The sequence below is a fragment of the Tritonibacter mobilis F1926 genome (assembly GCF_000376545.2).
Classification (GTDB): Bacteria; Pseudomonadota; Alphaproteobacteria; order Rhodobacterales; family Rhodobacteraceae; genus Epibacterium; species Epibacterium mobile.
Window position 1 is genome coordinate 1,388,071 of record NZ_CP015230.1, and the last position, 15,271, is coordinate 1,403,341.

Consider the following 15,271-nt stretch of genomic DNA (forward strand, 5'->3'; position numbering starts at 1 on the left):
AATAGCAGGGTGCTGTTAATTAAGTCTGTTCTGAGCGTGCCTCAAGGGCGGATGCGATCAACTCCTCGAAATCGAGTGTGCTCCGCACCTGTGCCACCTGATCGGCGGTGACGGTGACGCCCCAGTTCCTCGCCATCGCCTCATAGCGGGGCTGACGATGTGCCAATGCCTGAGCATAGGTCCAGCGCAAGAAGGAATGGGGATCAACATCTTCGTCTGAGATATTGTTTTCACTCAGATATTCTTCCCAAACACGGGTCAGAAAGGCGGGCTGATACGCCATCGGCTTGGGCGCGCGATCAAAGCGACGGATCAGCTCTTGGGTGTGGTCTGCGGTGCCCTTGATCCAGACCAGAAGCGTGTGCGCACTGAGTTCTGTCAGGAGCTTATCGTTGGGATCATCGGCGTCCACCCATTCGCAAATGGAGCCCCCGGAATCGCAAATGAAATGCGGATAGCTATAAATCCGCTCTGAGCGGTCGATAAAGTAGCGCGTGTCCAGCAGTGCGTCGATTTCAGCGCGGCGGAACTGGTCCTGCCGGGTGCGATATTCCTCAATCGGCAAGCCCCCCTTACGCGCATCACCCGGCACCCCAAGATAGGCGGTCACAGCGCTTAGGTTTTCAAAGGTGATATTGGAGGAAATATCAATGGAATCTGACAGCAGCAGATCGCGCAGGAAGGGAACTTTCATCGCCTCCGCCTTGGCGTTATCGGCGATATATTCACCCATATATCGGGTACCAATACGGTAGTCGGCAGAGTAGTGAAACCATTGACCGGAATGGCGCAGGGTATTGCTGATATAGGTCTTTCCAAGGCCGGACATGCCAAAGAAAAGGACCCGTTTGGAGGGCGCGTCGCGCCATGCCTGAGCTGAGGTATAAAGCATAAAACTGCTGCCTTTTTCGCGGTCTACGCTGCCTTGCTAGACAGGCTGGAGCGGCAGGTCAATTGTGCTTGGCGGGTAACGATGCGCAAGGCATTGCAGCAGCATCAAAAAAGCCCCGCTCATAAGAGCGGGGCTTTGAACCGTCAACTGATCTTCTATTTAGAAGTAAAAGCCCACTTTGACCGCAAGGCTCAGAGCATCGTTGTCGTTGAAGTTGGCAACCGGTGTGCCGCCAGGAGCCGCAACGGCATCACCCAGTTTGGTGTAGCGTACGCCTGCAGCGACTTTCATCTTTTCGGTCTGATACTGCACACCGAGGCGGATGGCTTCCATTCCATGTGTGGGGGCCAGCGGTGACACCAGATTGTCGCCATCGGCATCCTCATAGATATAGGCGAGCGATGCGGACCAGTTCTGATTGAAACGGCGACCCACGCCGATGGTGTAGGTGAAAGAGTCATCGATATCGATCAGATCACGCCCACCCAATGCGCCGAGCACGACCAGATCGGTGGCGCTGTGTTCTGCCCAGCGCACGTTACCAAACAAGATGGTGTCTTTTGCGATACCGGATTGGAAATCAAGGTTCACAGACTGCGGCGTCTTGGTTGTGGTGTTTGTGTTGAGAGTCGTGCCACCGATGAATGGGACCCCTGCTGGCGTGGTCTCAACCAAATCAAAGTTGTGCTCGATCTCAGACTGATAGGTCAGTGCAAAACGCAGCGCGATATCCGGGATCTCATAGGCGACGCCGGCAACCCAGCCAAACGCACCATCGCGGCCAACTTTCACGTTATAGCCGGAGAGCGGGACAGTTGCGTTATAGGCTGCGCCCGCCAGGGTGATTTCGCCATCCGTTTCCTGATAGCGCAGGCCGCCATGGACACTGAAACGATCATTGAATTTGTAGCGGAGCAGGGCCGTAAGCGCATTGGAATCCGCTTGCGCCATGGTGCCGCCCAGCAAAGCAGAGCCGCCAGTGGTTGGATAGTCGACATCCACACCCCAGGGTTGATCAAAGATGACCGCCAGAGACAGTTGTTCCGTGATGTCGGTTTTGAATCCGCCGCTCAGCATGTTGAAGCGCTTGCCTACATCCCCGGTGGGAGAGCCAAACGGATTGAGCGACGTACGGTCATTGCCGCTGAGTTCAACATCTGTGGTCGCGAAAGAAAACTCCGCGTAGGTGCCTTCCTCAAAGATCAGACCGATGGGCTGGCCGGTGCGGTCAAGCCCGCTTGCCATGGCGCTGGACGCCAGAAGCGTCGTAGCAACGGATGCTGCTATATAATGTTTCATAAATGTCCTCCCTCAGGCGCTTGGCGACATTTTGTGTCGCATCGCGTTCTGCTCTGAGCGTAAAGGGAATGTGACATGCCTCGCAATGTTGACGGGACGGCAGCTTGTGTCGCGACAGTGCGTCAATAGGGCTACTGTTGCCGGGAGGATACAATATTGATGAAATTGCCCGCGAGAATAAGTGCCGCACCCACGAAGAGCCAGATTTCAACCGACTCACCATAGATCAACCAGCCGAGCAGGGCGATAAAGGGCAGGCGGGCAAAGTCAATTGGCACAACCAATGCGGCAGGAGCCAGTGACAGCGCATTGGTGATGCAGAAGTGCGCACTGAGACCCGCGCAGCCGATAATCAGGATGAATGGCAGGCTTTGCGCGTCGGGTAGGGTGATATCAAAATCCCATCCCGCAAAAATGATCCCCATGATCAATTGCATCGTGGTGAGCCAGAACATAATCGACCAAATGCTCTCATTCCGAGTTAGGCGTTTGGTGGCGATATTGGTCAGGGCAAAGAAAATTGCCGAACCCGCTGCGCAGGCCAGACCAATGTTGAATGTCGCAGGGCTTGGCCGGGCCACAATCAGAATACCGATAAACCCAAGCGTGACGGCAATACCGCGCATGCGCGTGAGTTTTTCGCCCAGCAGCAGCGGGGCCAACAGAATGACCCAGATCGGAGAGGTGAATTCCAACGCGAAAACCTGCGCCAACGGGATGACGGATACCGCATAGAACCAAAGGTTTTGGCCGGTGAAATGCGCCATATTGCGCAGCCCATGCTGCGCAAGACGTTTGGTACTGACCATATGCCAGCGCCGCAGCACCGTGATCGCAGCAGCAACCACGATGATCCCCACAAAGCTGCGATACATCATAATTTCAAACGTATCGAGCGACAGGCTGGCCTCACGACCTGCGATCGCCATCGCCGAAAAGGACAAAATCGCGCCGATCATCCAGATCGCAGCGCGCAAAAGCGTGTTGTCCTGCTCTGACGCAGGTGTGGTTGCGCTGCCCGGCATGATGGTCCTCACTGTACTTTTGTGCAGAAAGGGTTAAATGCCCGGCAGCGTCAACCCCGATCAGGCCGCGCGTTGGCCCTGCATCAGATCGAGATCACGCCCTGAAGCGATATAATCGTCGACGATGGCCTCCGGATTGAAGTTCAAATTGTGGATATGGATCGCGATTTGTTCGACAAGTTCGGATTGGGCCGAGATCTGATTGGCGTTCTTTTTCTTCGGCAAAACCGGTTTCTGGTGAATGCCCAGCTCTGTCAGAAACTCGGAGGCCGCTTTCTCGCGCGTTACAGTTTCGAGCTGAATTGGCAGGAAGGTCAGGCGATCAGAATAAACGCGTTGATAGTAGACCTGTCGGCACTCCATTTCCAAGGTGTACCATATCGCACATCCCACTTGCCCAAGCTTCAGAAACGGCTCGGATTTCAAAATTCTGTTGGGGTACTGCGGGTCTAGGTACCATTGCCACAACAGTGATATATTGCTGAAATCATGCCGATTGATATAGCTGGCGCATTGCTTGGCCAAATCTCGGCGCAGCACGATGATTTTGGCATCTTGCGCCCTCGGGTGATCCGCAAGCGCCTCAATCAATCCGCATTTTCCCAGCGTATGGTTTGTTTCGCCATAAGGGGCATCCGTGGGTAAAGCGGCGAGCTTATTTGACCAGAACTGGCGCACCTCGGAATTATACCCATAGGTATTGAAGCTGCGCATCAGCCGAATGCTCGGCATGCGGGTTTCGAAATCCTCGATCGCGAGCGGTTCGTGAATGACGGGAAAACCCAGATTGGCTGAGAGGAAATCTGCAAGCCAAGCCGACCCTGAAGGACCCGAGGTGAGAGAAAATAGAGATCGGAGATGGCACCACTCCCTTATTTGGTGTCCAACCTAGATATCAGTCCGGGCGTTGAAATCAGGTGTGCAAGTTTAGAAAAACAAGCGGGATTTCATATGCCTATAAAAAAGCCCCGGCACATTGCACCGGGGCTTGTGAGAGGTGAAACCTTCAGATCATTCCCACTCGATTGTGCCCGGAGGCTTTGAGGTGATGTCATAGGTGCAACGGTTGATGCCTTTGACCTCATTGATGATCCGTGTTGCGGTCTCACCAAGGAATTCATGGCTGAACGGGTAGTAATCCGCCGTCATACCATCCACCGAGGTGACCGCACGCAGGGCGCAGGCGTAATCATAGGTACGGCCATCGCCCATCACGCCGACGGTGCGCACCGGCAGGATCGCCACAAAGGCTTGCCAGATTTCATCATACAGACCGTGCTTGCGGATCTGGTCGATGTAGATGGCATCCGCCTCGCGCAGGATGTCCAGCTTGTCGCGGGTAATCTCGCCGGGGCAACGGATCGCCAGACCCGGTCCGGGGAAGGGGTGCCGCCCGATGAAACTGTCGGGCAGACCAAGCTCACGCCCCAGTGCGCGGACCTCGTCCTTAAAGAGCTCGCGCAGCGGCTCCACCAGTTTCAGGCCCATTTTTTCGGGCAGGCCACCGACGTTATGGTGCGACTTGATCGTTACGGACGGGCCGCCAGAGAAGGAGACCGACTCGATCACATCCGGGTAGAGCGTGCCTTGAGCAAGGAACTCGGCACCCTCGATCTGATCGGCGTATTTCTGGAACACGTCGATGAACAGCTTGCCGATGATCTTGCGCTTGGTTTCCGGGTCGGACTGACCTTCCAGCTCGCCGAGGAACAGCTCGGTTTCATCTGCGTGGATCACCTGAAGGTTCATATGGTCGCGGAACATACCAACGACTTCTTCCGCTTCGTTCTTGCGCAGAAGACCATGGTCCACAAACACACAGGTCAGCTGATCGCCGATTGCCTCATGAATCAGGGCTGCTGCGACCGAGCTGTCAACGCCGCCAGAAAGGGCGCAGATGACTTTCTTGTCGCCGACCTGTTCGCGGATGGTGTCGACCATCTGCTCGCGGTAGGCCCCCATGGTCCAGTCGCCCGCAAACCCAGCCAGACGCACGAAGTTTTCATAAAGCGTCTTGCCGTTGGGGGTGTGGTGCACTTCGGGGTGGAACTGAACGGCGTAGAAATTCCGTTCCAGATCCGCAGTGATCGCAAAAGGCGCATTGGGCGAGGTGCCGTAAACCTTAAAACCCGGTGCGATTTCAGAGACATGGTCGCCGTGGCTCATCCAGACTTGCTCGGTCTGGTCAAGGAACCAGCCGCTGAGCATGTCGATGCGCTCTTCGGTCGGGGTCACATAGGCGCGGCCAAATTCAGCGGTGCCGTGTCCAGACTGAACGGTGCCGCCCAGTTGATGCATCATCACTTGCTGGCCATAGCAAATACCGAGGATCGGCACGCCATAGTCGAAAATCTCTTGCGGCGCGCGGGGAGATCCCTCGCGCGTCACGCTGTCAGGACCACCTGAGAAGATCACCGCCTTGGGCGCAAATTTGCGCACGAAGTCCATGGTGACATTCTGATAGGGGTGGATTTCACAATAGACGTTCAACTCGCGCAGGCGGCGCGCAATCAGCTGCGTTACCTGGCTGCCGAAGTCTATAATTAAAAGGCGGTCATGGGCTGTCTCGGTCATGCTTGGCTCTTAGGGTCTGGCGGGACGTCTGGCAAGAGGTCAGATTACCTGCCACCGGGGTTTTCATCTTCTTTCAAGACTTCGCGCGGAACTTGGCCGTCCAAACCGGGCAGTTTGCCGTAAAATCCGGTCTCAGATGTCGCATTTATGCGAGAATAGCCGTTATCCTTCGGCGCGTCTTAATCTTGCTTCGGTAATCAGATTGCACAGAATTCATACTGTCGTGAGGAAGAACAATGACAGATGCAGCACCACGTCGTCGCAGCCGGGGTGGCGGTGGCGCCGCCCGTCGCGCCGAACGCACCAGCGTCAAAATCGAGACAGCGAAGTATATCGAGCGGAATATTCCGAACTACGAGGTGCTGACCGAAGAGGCGCTTGAGGTCATCGAGACCAACGCTGAAACCATCCTTGAGGAAGTCGGCGTCAATTTTGTCGACAACCCCGCCGCGCTGGATCGCTGGCGTGAGGCCGGAGCGGATGTGCAAGGCGAACGGGTTCGCATTCCGCGCGGTTTGGCACGTAAACTATGCGAAACCGCACCGAGCGAGTTCACCCAGCACGCGCGCAACCCGGAGAAATCTGTGGTGATTGGCGGCAAGAATCTTGTTCTTGCTCCCATTTACGGCCCGCCCTTCGTGCGCGATGCCAACGGTGGCCGTCGCTATGCAACTCTGGAAGATTTCCAGAAGTTCGTGAAGCTGGGCTATATGTCTAAGTGGTTGCATCACTCCGGCGGGACTGTGTGCGAGCCGACGGATGTGCCGGTGAACAAGCGTCACCTCGACATGTTGATGGCGCATATGGAGTTGAGCGACAAACCCTTTATGGGATCGGTCACAGAGCCGAGCCGCGCGCAGGATTCCGTTGACATGTGCGGCGTCTTGTTCGGCAAAGACTTTGTGCAGGAAAACACCGTGATGACCTCGCTCATCAACATCAACTCGCCAATGACGTTTGACGATGTGATGATGGGCGCTCTCGAGGTCTACGCACAGAACAACCAAGCCTGCATTATCTCTCCGTTTATCGTCGGGGGCGCGATGGCGCCGGTGACCATTGCGGGCACGCTGACACAGGTTTTGGCCGAGGTTTTGGCCGGTGTTGCTTACAGTCAGCTGGTCCGTCCCGGCGCACCTGTGATCTTTGGGGCGTTTGTGTCCTCAATCGACATGAACTCCGGTGCGCCGACCTTTGGCACACCAGAGGCATCGATGGTCACATATGGGGCAGGGCAATTGGCACGGCGTCTTAATCTGCCGTTCCGCTCTGCCGGGTCTTTCTGTGGCTCCAAACTGCCGGATGCGCAAGCCGCCTATGAGACTGCAAACTCGCTGAACATGGGCTTGCTGGCGGGCGTGAACTTCATGCTGCACTCTTGTGGTTGGCTTGAGGGTGGTCTGGTCGCGGATTTTGAGAAGTTCGTGATGGACGCCGACCAGCTTGGCGCGCTGCATGGTTTGGCCAAAGGCATCTATATGGATGAAAACGGGCAGGGCATGGATGCGATCCGAGAGGTTGGTCCGGGTGGTCACTACCTCGGCTGCGCGCATACGCAGGCGAACTTCAAAACGGCATTCTGGAAGTCTAACCTCTTGGATTACAAACCGTTTGAACAGTGGGAAGAAGAAGGCGCGCGCGACACTTACAAGCTTGCAACTTCCCGCGTTGAGCACCTGCTTGCGACCTATAAACAACCCGAGCTGGATCCGGCGATCCGCGAGGCTCTGGTGGCCTATGTGGCTGAGAAAAAGGCGTCTATGCCCGACGCCTTTATGTAAGCACAGCCCATTCAGACTGATCAGACGGCGCCCAGTGTGGCGCCGTTTTTTGTTGCCGCCCCTTTTGTGGCGCGCGACGCAAGATAGACGCGGCTTTCTGCAACAAGCGCGATCAGGACCTCAATGTGGCGCGCAAAGGAATATCCGGGATTTTGCGATTTGCGCGCGGCTTCTTGTGCGGCTTCGAGGTCCAGCAATTGCATCAGGATCGCAGCCAGTCCCTGAGAGGCAGGGTTGCGCAGCAGGCGTTTCAGATCACGATGGCGGACATAATCATCCGCACCAAAGCGAGCGCTGCGCGCCAGCAGACGCGGACGGTTTAACAGTGTGAGCCGTGTAACGAGATCCTGCATGACATTCCCCAGTGAACTTGTGAACGATGAGGGGAATAATACTCAACCCAAGCGGGTGTTGCGAAAATTGACATGTGAGCGAACGGTCCATTTCCGATAGATTTGAAAATTTGTGGCAAAGTTTCTGGGTTGCCAAAGTTCAAACGTTCAGGATCGGGGGGATCATCACGGTCATGATGCAGGTCATCTGACCTATGACCGGTGGCGTGGGCCTGGGCACAGTTGGGGGTCAGCTATGACTGGAGTAACCAGGCCGTTTTTGCCGGATTGGGTACCTGTTGAAGTTTCACGATATCTCACACATACGGTCTCGCAGGTTTCAATCCGCGAGCTTGCCCGCTCTGCGGACTGTCACCCGTCCACGGTGATGCGTCAAATTCACCGGGTAGAACATCAGCGCGAAGACCCCCTGATAGATGGTGCGTTGCAGTATCTGTCGACAGTTCTACAACAAGGTGCAGATCAAGAGGCCTGTGAGAAAGACGTTTATTCAGAAGAGGATGCCATACAAGGCTTAAGTCTGCTTTCGTGCAAAGGGGCGGTGTTGGCTGTCGGGCGCGACATGCCCAAGGCAGTGATCCTGCGCGACATGGGTACAGAGGTGCAAAAATCGGTGGTAGAACGCAGGCTCGCCGAAGTTCTGGCTCTGCGTGATTGGATTAGCTGTTTCTCGTCAGGCCGCGTGTTTCGCTACCGACTGACCAAGGACGGTCGGCAGGCGCTTGCGCAACTCATGGCCAAAGCTGAGCAACATCGCCGGGCCCGCACCGAAACAACCACGCAATCAGGGATTTCCGGGCATATCGCGACGTTTCCATCCGCGGATCTCTCCGCCGCCAAACGCGCGCGATACGGGTTTCAGGAAACACCGCTGCAAACGCTTTCCCGGCTTACAGGGCGAGATGGAAAACCGTTTCTCAGCAATGAGATGGTGCGCGCAGGTGAACGATTAAGAGAAGATTTCGAACTGGCGCAAATCGGCCAGCATGTCGCCCGAGAGCGCTCAGAGTTCACGGATGAACCGCGTGCGTCGAATACGGATGCAAGCCCCGCGCGTGAAGCGTTTCAGCGCGCATCTGCGGCACTCTGCGCGCTTGGCCCCGGTCTAAGTGACATAGCGTTGCGATGCTGTTGCCATTTGGAGGGGTTGGAGGTCGCAGAACGCGAGCTCGGCTGGTCCGCAAGATCCGGTAAAATTGTTTTGCGGATTGCGCTGGAGCAATTACACCAACATTACGAATCCCTTCCGCCGCAGAACCAGATGATCGGATAGTGTAATTGTAAATATACGGATATGCACGCTAAGGTAGAGTTAATTGAAATGAGAGAGAGCCTCTTTACCCAATCGAAGCATACGATCCGATAGCTTGGGCCACTCGGAATACAGCAATGCAGCACTGGTGATGCTGCGCGGCTGCTGTTATGTTCCACGCCAACACCTAATCGCAGTCACAAGGAAGATCCCGTGCGAGATCTGAAGATCCCGGAACAGCGCCACCCGGAAAAGGCGCATCGTCCCGACAATGCTCAGCCCAAAAAGCCAAGCTGGATTCGCGTGAAAGCGCCGGGCGGCAAGGGCTACGCTGAAACGCATAAGATCATGCGTGAAAATAACCTCGTGACCGTCTGCGAAGAAGCGGGCTGTCCAAACGTCGGCGAATGCTGGAACCAAGGTCACGCCACCATGATGATCATGGGCGAGATCTGCACCCGGGGCTGTACCTTCTGTAATATTGCGACCGGTCGTCCGGACACGCTCGACGCGTTTGAGCCGGGGCGCGTGGCGCATGCGGTGCAAAAGCTCGGTCTCAATCATGTGGTGATTACCTCTGTGGATCGTGACGACCTTGAGGATGGCGGCGCGGAGCATTTTGCCCAGACCATTCGGGCCGTGCGTCACCGTTCGCCTGACACAACGATCGAGATTCTGACCCCAGATTTCCTGAAATGTGCCCCCGAGGTGCTGGAAACTGTTGTTGAGGCCAAACCGGACGTGTTCAACCACAACCTTGAGACGGTTCCGGGTCTCTATCTCGAAGTGCGTCCTGGTGCGCGCTATTTCCACTCGCTGCGCCTGTTGCAGCGTGTGAAAGAGCTTGATCCAAGCATCTTTACAAAATCAGGCATCATGGTCGGGCTGGGCGAACAAGCCCCGCAGGTAAAGCAAGTGATGGACGACATGCGCGCTGCGGATGTGGATTTTCTGACCATCGGCCAATACCTTCAGCCGACGCCGAAACACCACGCTGTTGATCGGTTTGTGACACCTGAAGAGTTCAAATCCTACGAAAAAGCCGCCTATGGCAAAGGGTTCCTGATGGTGTCGGCAACGCCGCTGACCCGGTCGTCCTACCATGCCGGAGATGATTTTGCGCAGCTTCGCGCAGCGCGGAATGCGAAACTCGGTTTGGCATGACGCCGGAACAGCTGGAACGCTTCACATCCCTGCGCCATGAGCTTCACTCCGCACCGGAACTCTCTGGGGCTGAGGGGGCGACGGCCGCACGTGTGGCTGAGATCTTGCAGGCGTATGCTCCGGATCAAGTGTTGACCGGAATTGGCGGGCACGGCGTGGCTGCCGTGTTTCTTGGCGGTGAGGCCGGGCCGACGCTCGCCATCCGTTGCGAGCTGGACGCATTGCCGATCCCGGAAGAAACAAACCGAAGCTACGCGTCTCAAGTGGCTGGAAAAGCACATCTTTGCGGCCATGATGGGCATATGGTTATGGTGCTCGCTGTGGCAGAAGCGCTGGCTGAAAGACGTCCTCAGAGGGGGCGTGTGGTCTTGATTTTCCAACCGGCTGAGGAAACCGGCGAAGGCGCGATCGCTTATCGTTCTGATCCGAAGTTTGCGGAAATCTCGCCGGATATGGTGCTCTCTCTTCATAATCTGCCGGGGCTTGCAGTGGGGGCTGTGTCCTTGCCGACAGGTCCTGCGAATTGTGCATCCCGAGGCGCGCGTATCGCGCTTTTCGGGCGCACATCTCATGCGGCTGCTCCACAAGATGGGGTGTCTCCCGCACCTGCGCTGGCACAGTTGATGCAGGATCTTGCGACGCTGGGTGCCGGTGGTGACTTGGATGAGGATTACGCGCTAACCACCATTACTCATGCAAAATTGGGCGAGCCGACCTTTGGTGTCGCCCCCGGACAGGCGGAGCTTTGGGTGACGCTGCGGACCGTAACTGACGAGAAGATGCAGTCACTTTCTGACGCGCTTGTTTCCAAGGTCGCGACCCTTGCGGCTGACTATGGCCTGCGCCATGAGATCACCTACCACGATGTGTTTGAGGCGTGCCGAAATGCGCAGGAAGCTGTGAGTGTGATCGAGGACGCCTGCCTTACGGGCGAGGTTCCGATCACTCTGAGCGAACGCCCGCAAGCGTTCTCGGAAGACTTTGGGCAGTTTGGAAAATCCACTCAAGCGGCAATGTTCTGGCTAGGAGCGGGCGAGGACCATCCGCAACTGCACAATCCGGATTATGACTTTCCCGATACGCTCATTCCGATTGGTTCCGGGATTTTTCTCCGGTCTATTCGCAGTGTCTTGGGCTAGCGATGGCACCGTGACGTCAGTCGACTAACGCGTCGATGACGGCCACTGCGCCTACAATTGCGAGTGTGTCTCTGACAACTTCGAAAATTTTTCCATCTTTACGGACATAGCGATGTCCAGCAGATGGAGGATGTAAGCCCCAGCGCTGATAATCGTCTACGTAATCCCAGCTGCCGCTCAGGTATTGGTCATGCGCGTGACGTTTTTTCACCTGACCGGGCGCATAATGGGCTGCGCTGTTGTTGTGGCCCGGTGCCCATTTGGGCGGGCCCGCCACGGCAGCGACGGGCGCGAGGGTTACACTGGCGATAGCAAATCCTGAGATGACTTTAGAGACCGACATGATCCATTCCCATAAACCTTTGACTACATCACTACATGTAGCAAGATGCGGAAAGAACCAAATCGCGTGCGCCAGATGTTGCTGGTCCTATACAATGAACTGGCGAGCCTTTGCTTATTGCGACACGGGCGGTCTGCTCAGGTGAAGCGAACCTTGCCGATATAGGGCAGGTTCCGATTGCGTTGGGCAAAATCGATTCCGTACCCCACGACAAATTCATCTGGGATCTCAAACCCGATCCAATCAGAGCGAAAATCCACCTCGCGGCGGGAGGGCTTGTCGAGCAAAGCAATGGATTTGAGGCGCGCGGGCTTGCGGCTCTTGAGGAGGGAAATCACGTGATTCAGCGTGTGACCTGTGTCGACGATATCCTCGACCACCAGCACGTCTCGCCCTTCAATTGCGCCGCGCAAGTCTTTGAGAATACGCACCTCTCGGCTGCTTTCCATACCGTCGCCATACGAAGACGCCTCAAGGAAATCCACCTCGATTGGCAGGTCCAGCTCTCGCACCAGATCGGCGATGAACACGAAACTGCCGCGCAACAGGCCCACGACCACCAGCTTGTCGGTGTCGCCAAACTCGGCGGTGATGTCGCCGCATAGCTCTTCGATTCGTGCAGCGATGGCCTTGGCCGAGATCATTACATCAATGACATATGGTCGCTCTGACATGCTTGCCCCCTTGAATTTCGCACGCGTTCATAGGACACCACGCGCCACCTGTACAGAAGACGAATTGAGCTGAGATGCCAACACATTCGGAAACCCGACCGATGCCCTATAGCGCCCAGCAGATGTATGATCTGGTGGCAGATGTGGGATCATACCCGAAATTCCTGCCGTGGTGCGCCGCCGCGCGCATCCGCAGCCGCACGCCGCAGGGTGCATCCGAGGTGATGGAGGCGGATTTGGTGATTTCCTTCAAGGTGTTTCGTGAGCGCTTTGGCAGCCGCGTGGTGCTGCACCCAGATGAACACAAGATCGACACCGAATACCTCGATGGGCCGTTTCGCTATATGAAATCCAACTGGGCGTTTGCCGATCGTGCGGATGGCGGCTGTGATGTGAGTTTCTTTGTCGATTTCGAGTTCAAGAACGCCGTGTTGCAGGGGATCATCGGTATGGTCTTCAACGAGGCGATGCAGCGGATCGTGCGCGCGTTTGAACGCCGCGCAGCAGAGCTCTATGGCTGAGAATATCAGGCTCTAACAAGGGGAGTTTGGCGTTTTAGGCAGTGTGCCGTTCCAGCGCACGCAGGAGCATTGCAAGCGCATGATCCCGGCTGGCAAGGCGCACCTTATCCCGTCCCAATGCGCCAAAATCCACCAGTTCTGTCACCGTCTCTGCGCCGGATTGCGCCAGACCAAAACAGACACGCCCTTCGGGTTTGTGCTCTGATCCCCCGGGGCCAGCGATGCCGGTGACGGATACTGCAAACGTAGTTCCCGCGGCGCGCAGCGCGCCCTCGGCCATTTCGCGCGCGGTCTCTTCGCTCACCGCGCCAAAATCCTTGAGTGTTTGGGCACTTACACCAAGCATCTGCATCTTTGCTGCGTTGGAGTAGGTAACAAACCCCCGGTCCACCACCGCAGAAGAGCCGGGAATATCCGTCAGCGCGGCGGCGATCATGCCCCCGGTGCAGCTCTCGGCGGTGGTAAGGGTTGCGCCTTGCGCTTTAGCAAGATCCAACAAGGTGTTGATATTCATAACCCAAGCACCCCATGCGAGAACCCCGCCAGAAGGGCGATGCCAATCCCGGCCATGAGCCCGGCGATCACATCATCCATCATCACACCAAACGGGCCTTTCTTGCGGTCCGCCCAGCCAACAGGCCCCGGTTTCCAGATGTCAAAGAGGCGAAACAAGATGAAACCTGCAACCCAACCGGGCCAAAGCGCTGTGATATCCAGACCGTGTAGCCACGCAGGCAGCGAGATCGCCCAGAGCGCCAGCATCTGCCCGGCGAGTTCATCCAGCACAAATTCTGATGGATCCAGATCTTCCTGGCCGCGAGTCATCTCGGTGGCGGCCCAGAGGCCAATGATGATCGCCAAGACGGTCACGACAACCAGTAGAGGAAAGCCACCCGCCACATGTAGCGCATAGGTCAAGGGCAGCGCGACCAGCGATCCCCAAGTGCCGGGGGCAGGGCGTAAATACCCAACGCCACAACAGGTTCCAAGGAGTTGTGGAAGTGTCATGCGCGCACCAGCGTCGCGGTGGCTAGCGCCGCAATCCCCTCGCCACGGCCGGTAAAGCCCAGACGTTCGGACGTAGTGGCCTTCACCGACATGCGGTCACGATCAAGCCCCATGATCTCGGCCATTTGCGTGCGCATGGTCTCGGCGTGGGGGCCGATTTTGGGAAACTCACAGACCAGCGTACAGTCGACATTGCTGATGACAAAGCCTTTGGCGCGGGCGAGATCCACCGCATGACGCAGGAAAATCTCTGACGCAGCACCCTTCCACTCCGGGTCGCTTGGCGGGAAGTGACGCCCGATATCGCCCTCCGCCATCGCCCCGTAGAGCGCGTCCGTCACCGCATGCATGCCCACATCGGCGTCCGAGTGACCCTGCAGGCCGCGGTCATGGGGCAACTTAATACCGCAGAGGGTCACGTGATCACCGGGGCCAAAACGATGCACGTCGTAGCCGTTGCCCAGTCTGATATCCGGAATGCCGTCCATGCTGCTCCTCAATATATGTTCGGCGCGGGTGAAATCCTCGGGCCGGGTGATCTTGATATTGTTGACGTCGCCTTGGGTGATGCGGACGGGCAGCCCCGCCTTGCGCGCAACCTCCACATCGTCTGCCGCCACCTCATCCAGTGCAAGATGCGCCGCAAGGATTGCGTCAAAATGAAACGCCTGCGGGGTTTGCGCGGCAAACAAGGCGTTGCGGTCCTGGGTGCCGGTGACATAGCCCTCAGCCCCGGTCCAAAGCGCATCTGTCACCGCAAGCCCCGGTGCAGCGGCGGGGGCGTGATCTAGAGCGGCGAGAGTCTCCTGGATCACCTGCGTGCTCACACAGGGGCGCGCGGCATCGTGGATCAGGACCCGCGTGATGCCGCGATCTTTGAGCGCGATCAATCCGTTGCGGACTGAGGTTGAACGATCAGCGCCGCCGTCGGCGTAGAGAAGATTATTGTGACGTGCGAGCGCTTCTGCCGCGTGCTCATTTTCCGGATCGCGGACCACCATGATCGTGTCGCAGCCCGCACGTTTGAAGGCCGCGATGGTCCAGTCGATCACCCGCTGTCCGGCCAAGGGGCGCCATTGTTTGGCCATGCCGCCGCCGGCGCGGGTTCCTTTGCCAGCGGCAACAATCAAAACGGCGATGGTCATGGCGAGAGACACGTCCTCAGCTGGGGCAATCTTTCGGCGTGTTTACGGTGCGGTGGATAAACTGGCAACGCCCCGAGGTAAAATGCACAAAAATTAGGCAA

16 protein-coding genes are annotated in these 15,271 nt (G+C 56.9%); 5 read left to right on the forward strand and 11 right to left on the reverse strand.

All coding sequences use genetic code 11. The features are described from left to right. Window positions 1-19: 19 nt before the first annotated feature. The 5 genes from K529_RS06675 to guaA form a co-directional block, all read right to left on the reverse strand. Window positions 20-892, reverse strand: a complete 873-nt coding sequence (locus K529_RS06675; protein WP_005611644.1) for a hypothetical protein — start codon at window positions 890-892, stop codon at window positions 20-22. Window positions 893-1,051: 159 nt separating this feature from the next. Next, window positions 1,052-2,191 (reverse strand): outer membrane protein transport protein, encoded by a 1,140-nt coding sequence (locus K529_RS06680; protein WP_005611643.1) that lies wholly within the window; start codon window positions 2,189-2,191, stop codon window positions 1,052-1,054. Window positions 2,192-2,322: 131 nt separating this feature from the next. After that, entirely contained in the window at window positions 2,323-3,216 is an 894-nt protein-coding gene (locus K529_RS06685; RefSeq protein WP_005611641.1) for a DMT family transporter, read from the reverse strand. 60 nt (window positions 3,217-3,276) lie between these two features. Further along, entirely contained in the window at window positions 3,277-3,948 is a 672-nt protein-coding gene (locus tag K529_RS06690; RefSeq protein ID WP_005611640.1) for a hypothetical protein, read from the reverse strand. A gap of 279 nt (window positions 3,949-4,227) precedes the next feature. Beyond that, window positions 4,228-5,790: a glutamine-hydrolyzing GMP synthase gene (guaA, locus tag K529_RS06695; protein WP_005611638.1), complete on the reverse strand. Its 1,563-nt coding sequence runs from the start codon at window positions 5,788-5,790 to the stop codon at window positions 4,228-4,230. 236 nt (window positions 5,791-6,026) lie between these two features. Between guaA and K529_RS06700 the strand changes: the two genes are divergently transcribed. Continuing rightward, a complete protein-coding gene (locus tag K529_RS06700; RefSeq protein WP_005611636.1) occupies window positions 6,027-7,571 on the forward strand; it encodes a trimethylamine methyltransferase family protein in 1,545 nt (514 codons plus the stop codon). A 20-nt stretch (window positions 7,572-7,591) separates the two neighbouring features. Here the strand turns inward: K529_RS06700 and K529_RS06705 are convergent, their stop codons facing one another. Then, window positions 7,592-7,924 (reverse strand): DUF6477 family protein, encoded by a 333-nt coding sequence (locus tag K529_RS06705; RefSeq protein ID WP_005611633.1) that lies wholly within the window; start codon window positions 7,922-7,924, stop codon window positions 7,592-7,594. Between the two features lie 235 nt (window positions 7,925-8,159). On the opposite strand from K529_RS06705, the gene K529_RS06710 reads away from it, so the two are divergent. The 3 genes from K529_RS06710 (at window position 8,160) to K529_RS06720 (ending at window position 11,479) form a co-directional block, all read left to right on the forward strand. After that, the gene (locus tag K529_RS06710) at window positions 8,160-9,197 is read left to right on the forward strand and encodes a DUF6456 domain-containing protein (protein ID WP_040641418.1); all 1,038 of its coding nucleotides are present in this window, start codon (window positions 8,160-8,162) and stop codon (window positions 9,195-9,197) included. 192 nt (window positions 9,198-9,389) lie between these two features. Next, the gene (gene lipA / locus K529_RS06715) at window positions 9,390-10,340 is read left to right on the forward strand and encodes a lipoyl synthase (protein WP_005611627.1); all 951 of its coding nucleotides are present in this window, start codon (window positions 9,390-9,392) and stop codon (window positions 10,338-10,340) included. Next, window positions 10,337-11,479, forward strand: a complete 1,143-nt coding sequence (locus tag K529_RS06720; protein WP_005611625.1) for an amidohydrolase — start codon at window positions 10,337-10,339, stop codon at window positions 11,477-11,479. The genes lipA and K529_RS06720 overlap by 4 nt, the downstream gene beginning before the upstream one ends. A 16-nt stretch (window positions 11,480-11,495) precedes the next feature. Here K529_RS06720 and K529_RS06725 read toward each other — a convergent pair whose 3' ends face one another. After that, window positions 11,496-11,822 carry an RcnB family protein gene (locus K529_RS06725; RefSeq protein ID WP_005611623.1) on the reverse strand — a complete coding sequence of 109 codons (327 nt, stop codon included), beginning with the start codon at window positions 11,820-11,822 and terminating at the stop codon, window positions 11,496-11,498. 137 nt (window positions 11,823-11,959) lie between these two features. Next, window positions 11,960-12,496: a hypoxanthine phosphoribosyltransferase gene (hpt, locus tag K529_RS06730; protein WP_005611621.1), complete on the reverse strand. Its 537-nt coding sequence runs from the start codon at window positions 12,494-12,496 to the stop codon at window positions 11,960-11,962. Window positions 12,497-12,570: 74 nt separating this feature from the next. Here hpt and K529_RS06735 point away from each other — a divergent pair, with 74 nt between their 5' ends. Then, window positions 12,571-13,017, forward strand: coding sequence for a type II toxin-antitoxin system RatA family toxin (locus tag K529_RS06735; RefSeq protein ID WP_005611618.1), 447 nt, complete (start codon window positions 12,571-12,573; stop codon window positions 13,015-13,017). A 34-nt stretch (window positions 13,018-13,051) separates the two neighbouring features. On the opposite strand, the gene K529_RS06740 is transcribed toward K529_RS06735, so the two are convergent. The 3 genes from K529_RS06740 to K529_RS06750 are packed head-to-tail and all read right to left on the reverse strand — an operon-like array spanning window position 13,052 to window position 15,170. After that, window positions 13,052-13,531: a CinA family protein gene (locus tag K529_RS06740; RefSeq protein WP_005611616.1), complete on the reverse strand. Its 480-nt coding sequence runs from the start codon at window positions 13,529-13,531 to the stop codon at window positions 13,052-13,054. Beyond that, window positions 13,528-14,025 (reverse strand): phosphatidylglycerophosphatase A family protein, encoded by a 498-nt coding sequence (locus tag K529_RS06745; protein WP_040641417.1) that lies wholly within the window; start codon window positions 14,023-14,025, stop codon window positions 13,528-13,530. The genes K529_RS06740 and K529_RS06745 overlap by 4 nt, the downstream gene beginning before the upstream one ends. Next, entirely contained in the window at window positions 14,022-15,170 is a 1,149-nt protein-coding gene (locus K529_RS06750; RefSeq protein ID WP_005611610.1) for a bifunctional 2-C-methyl-D-erythritol 4-phosphate cytidylyltransferase/2-C-methyl-D-erythritol 2,4-cyclodiphosphate synthase, read from the reverse strand. The genes K529_RS06745 and K529_RS06750 overlap by 4 nt, the downstream gene beginning before the upstream one ends. Between the last annotated feature and the right edge of the window lie 101 nt (window positions 15,171-15,271).

Coding starts and splice junctions, on each gene's coding strand:
- K529_RS06675 (WP_005611644.1), bottom strand. CDS start 892: ATGCTTTATACCTCAGCTCAGGCATGGCGCGACGCGCCCTCCAAACGG.
- K529_RS06680 (WP_005611643.1), bottom strand. CDS start 2,191: ATGAAACATTATATAGCAGCATCCGTTGCTACGACGCTTCTGGCGTCC.
- K529_RS06685 (WP_005611641.1), bottom strand. CDS start 3,216: ATGCCGGGCAGCGCAACCACACCTGCGTCAGAGCAGGACAACACGCTT.
- K529_RS06690 (WP_005611640.1), bottom strand. CDS start 3,948: ATGCCGAGCATTCGGCTGATGCGCAGCTTCAATACCTATGGGTATAAT.
- guaA (WP_005611638.1), bottom strand. CDS start 5,790: ATGACCGAGACAGCCCATGACCGCCTTTTAATTATAGACTTCGGCAGC.
- K529_RS06700 (WP_005611636.1), top strand. CDS start 6,027: ATGACAGATGCAGCACCACGTCGTCGCAGCCGGGGTGGCGGTGGCGCC.
- K529_RS06705 (WP_005611633.1), bottom strand. CDS start 7,924: ATGCAGGATCTCGTTACACGGCTCACACTGTTAAACCGTCCGCGTCTG.
- K529_RS06710 (WP_040641418.1), top strand. CDS start 8,160: ATGACTGGAGTAACCAGGCCGTTTTTGCCGGATTGGGTACCTGTTGAA.
- K529_RS06720 (WP_005611625.1), top strand. CDS start 10,337: ATGACGCCGGAACAGCTGGAACGCTTCACATCCCTGCGCCATGAGCTT.
- K529_RS06725 (WP_005611623.1), bottom strand. CDS start 11,822: ATGTCGGTCTCTAAAGTCATCTCAGGATTTGCTATCGCCAGTGTAACC.
- hpt (WP_005611621.1), bottom strand. CDS start 12,496: ATGTCAGAGCGACCATATGTCATTGATGTAATGATCTCGGCCAAGGCC.
- K529_RS06735 (WP_005611618.1), top strand. CDS start 12,571: ATGCCAACACATTCGGAAACCCGACCGATGCCCTATAGCGCCCAGCAG.
- K529_RS06740 (WP_005611616.1), bottom strand. CDS start 13,531: ATGAATATCAACACCTTGTTGGATCTTGCTAAAGCGCAAGGCGCAACC.
- K529_RS06745 (WP_040641417.1), bottom strand. CDS start 14,025: ATGACACTTCCACAACTCCTTGGAACCTGTTGTGGCGTTGGGTATTTA.
- K529_RS06750 (WP_005611610.1), bottom strand. CDS start 15,170: ATGACCATCGCCGTTTTGATTGTTGCCGCTGGCAAAGGAACCCGCGCC.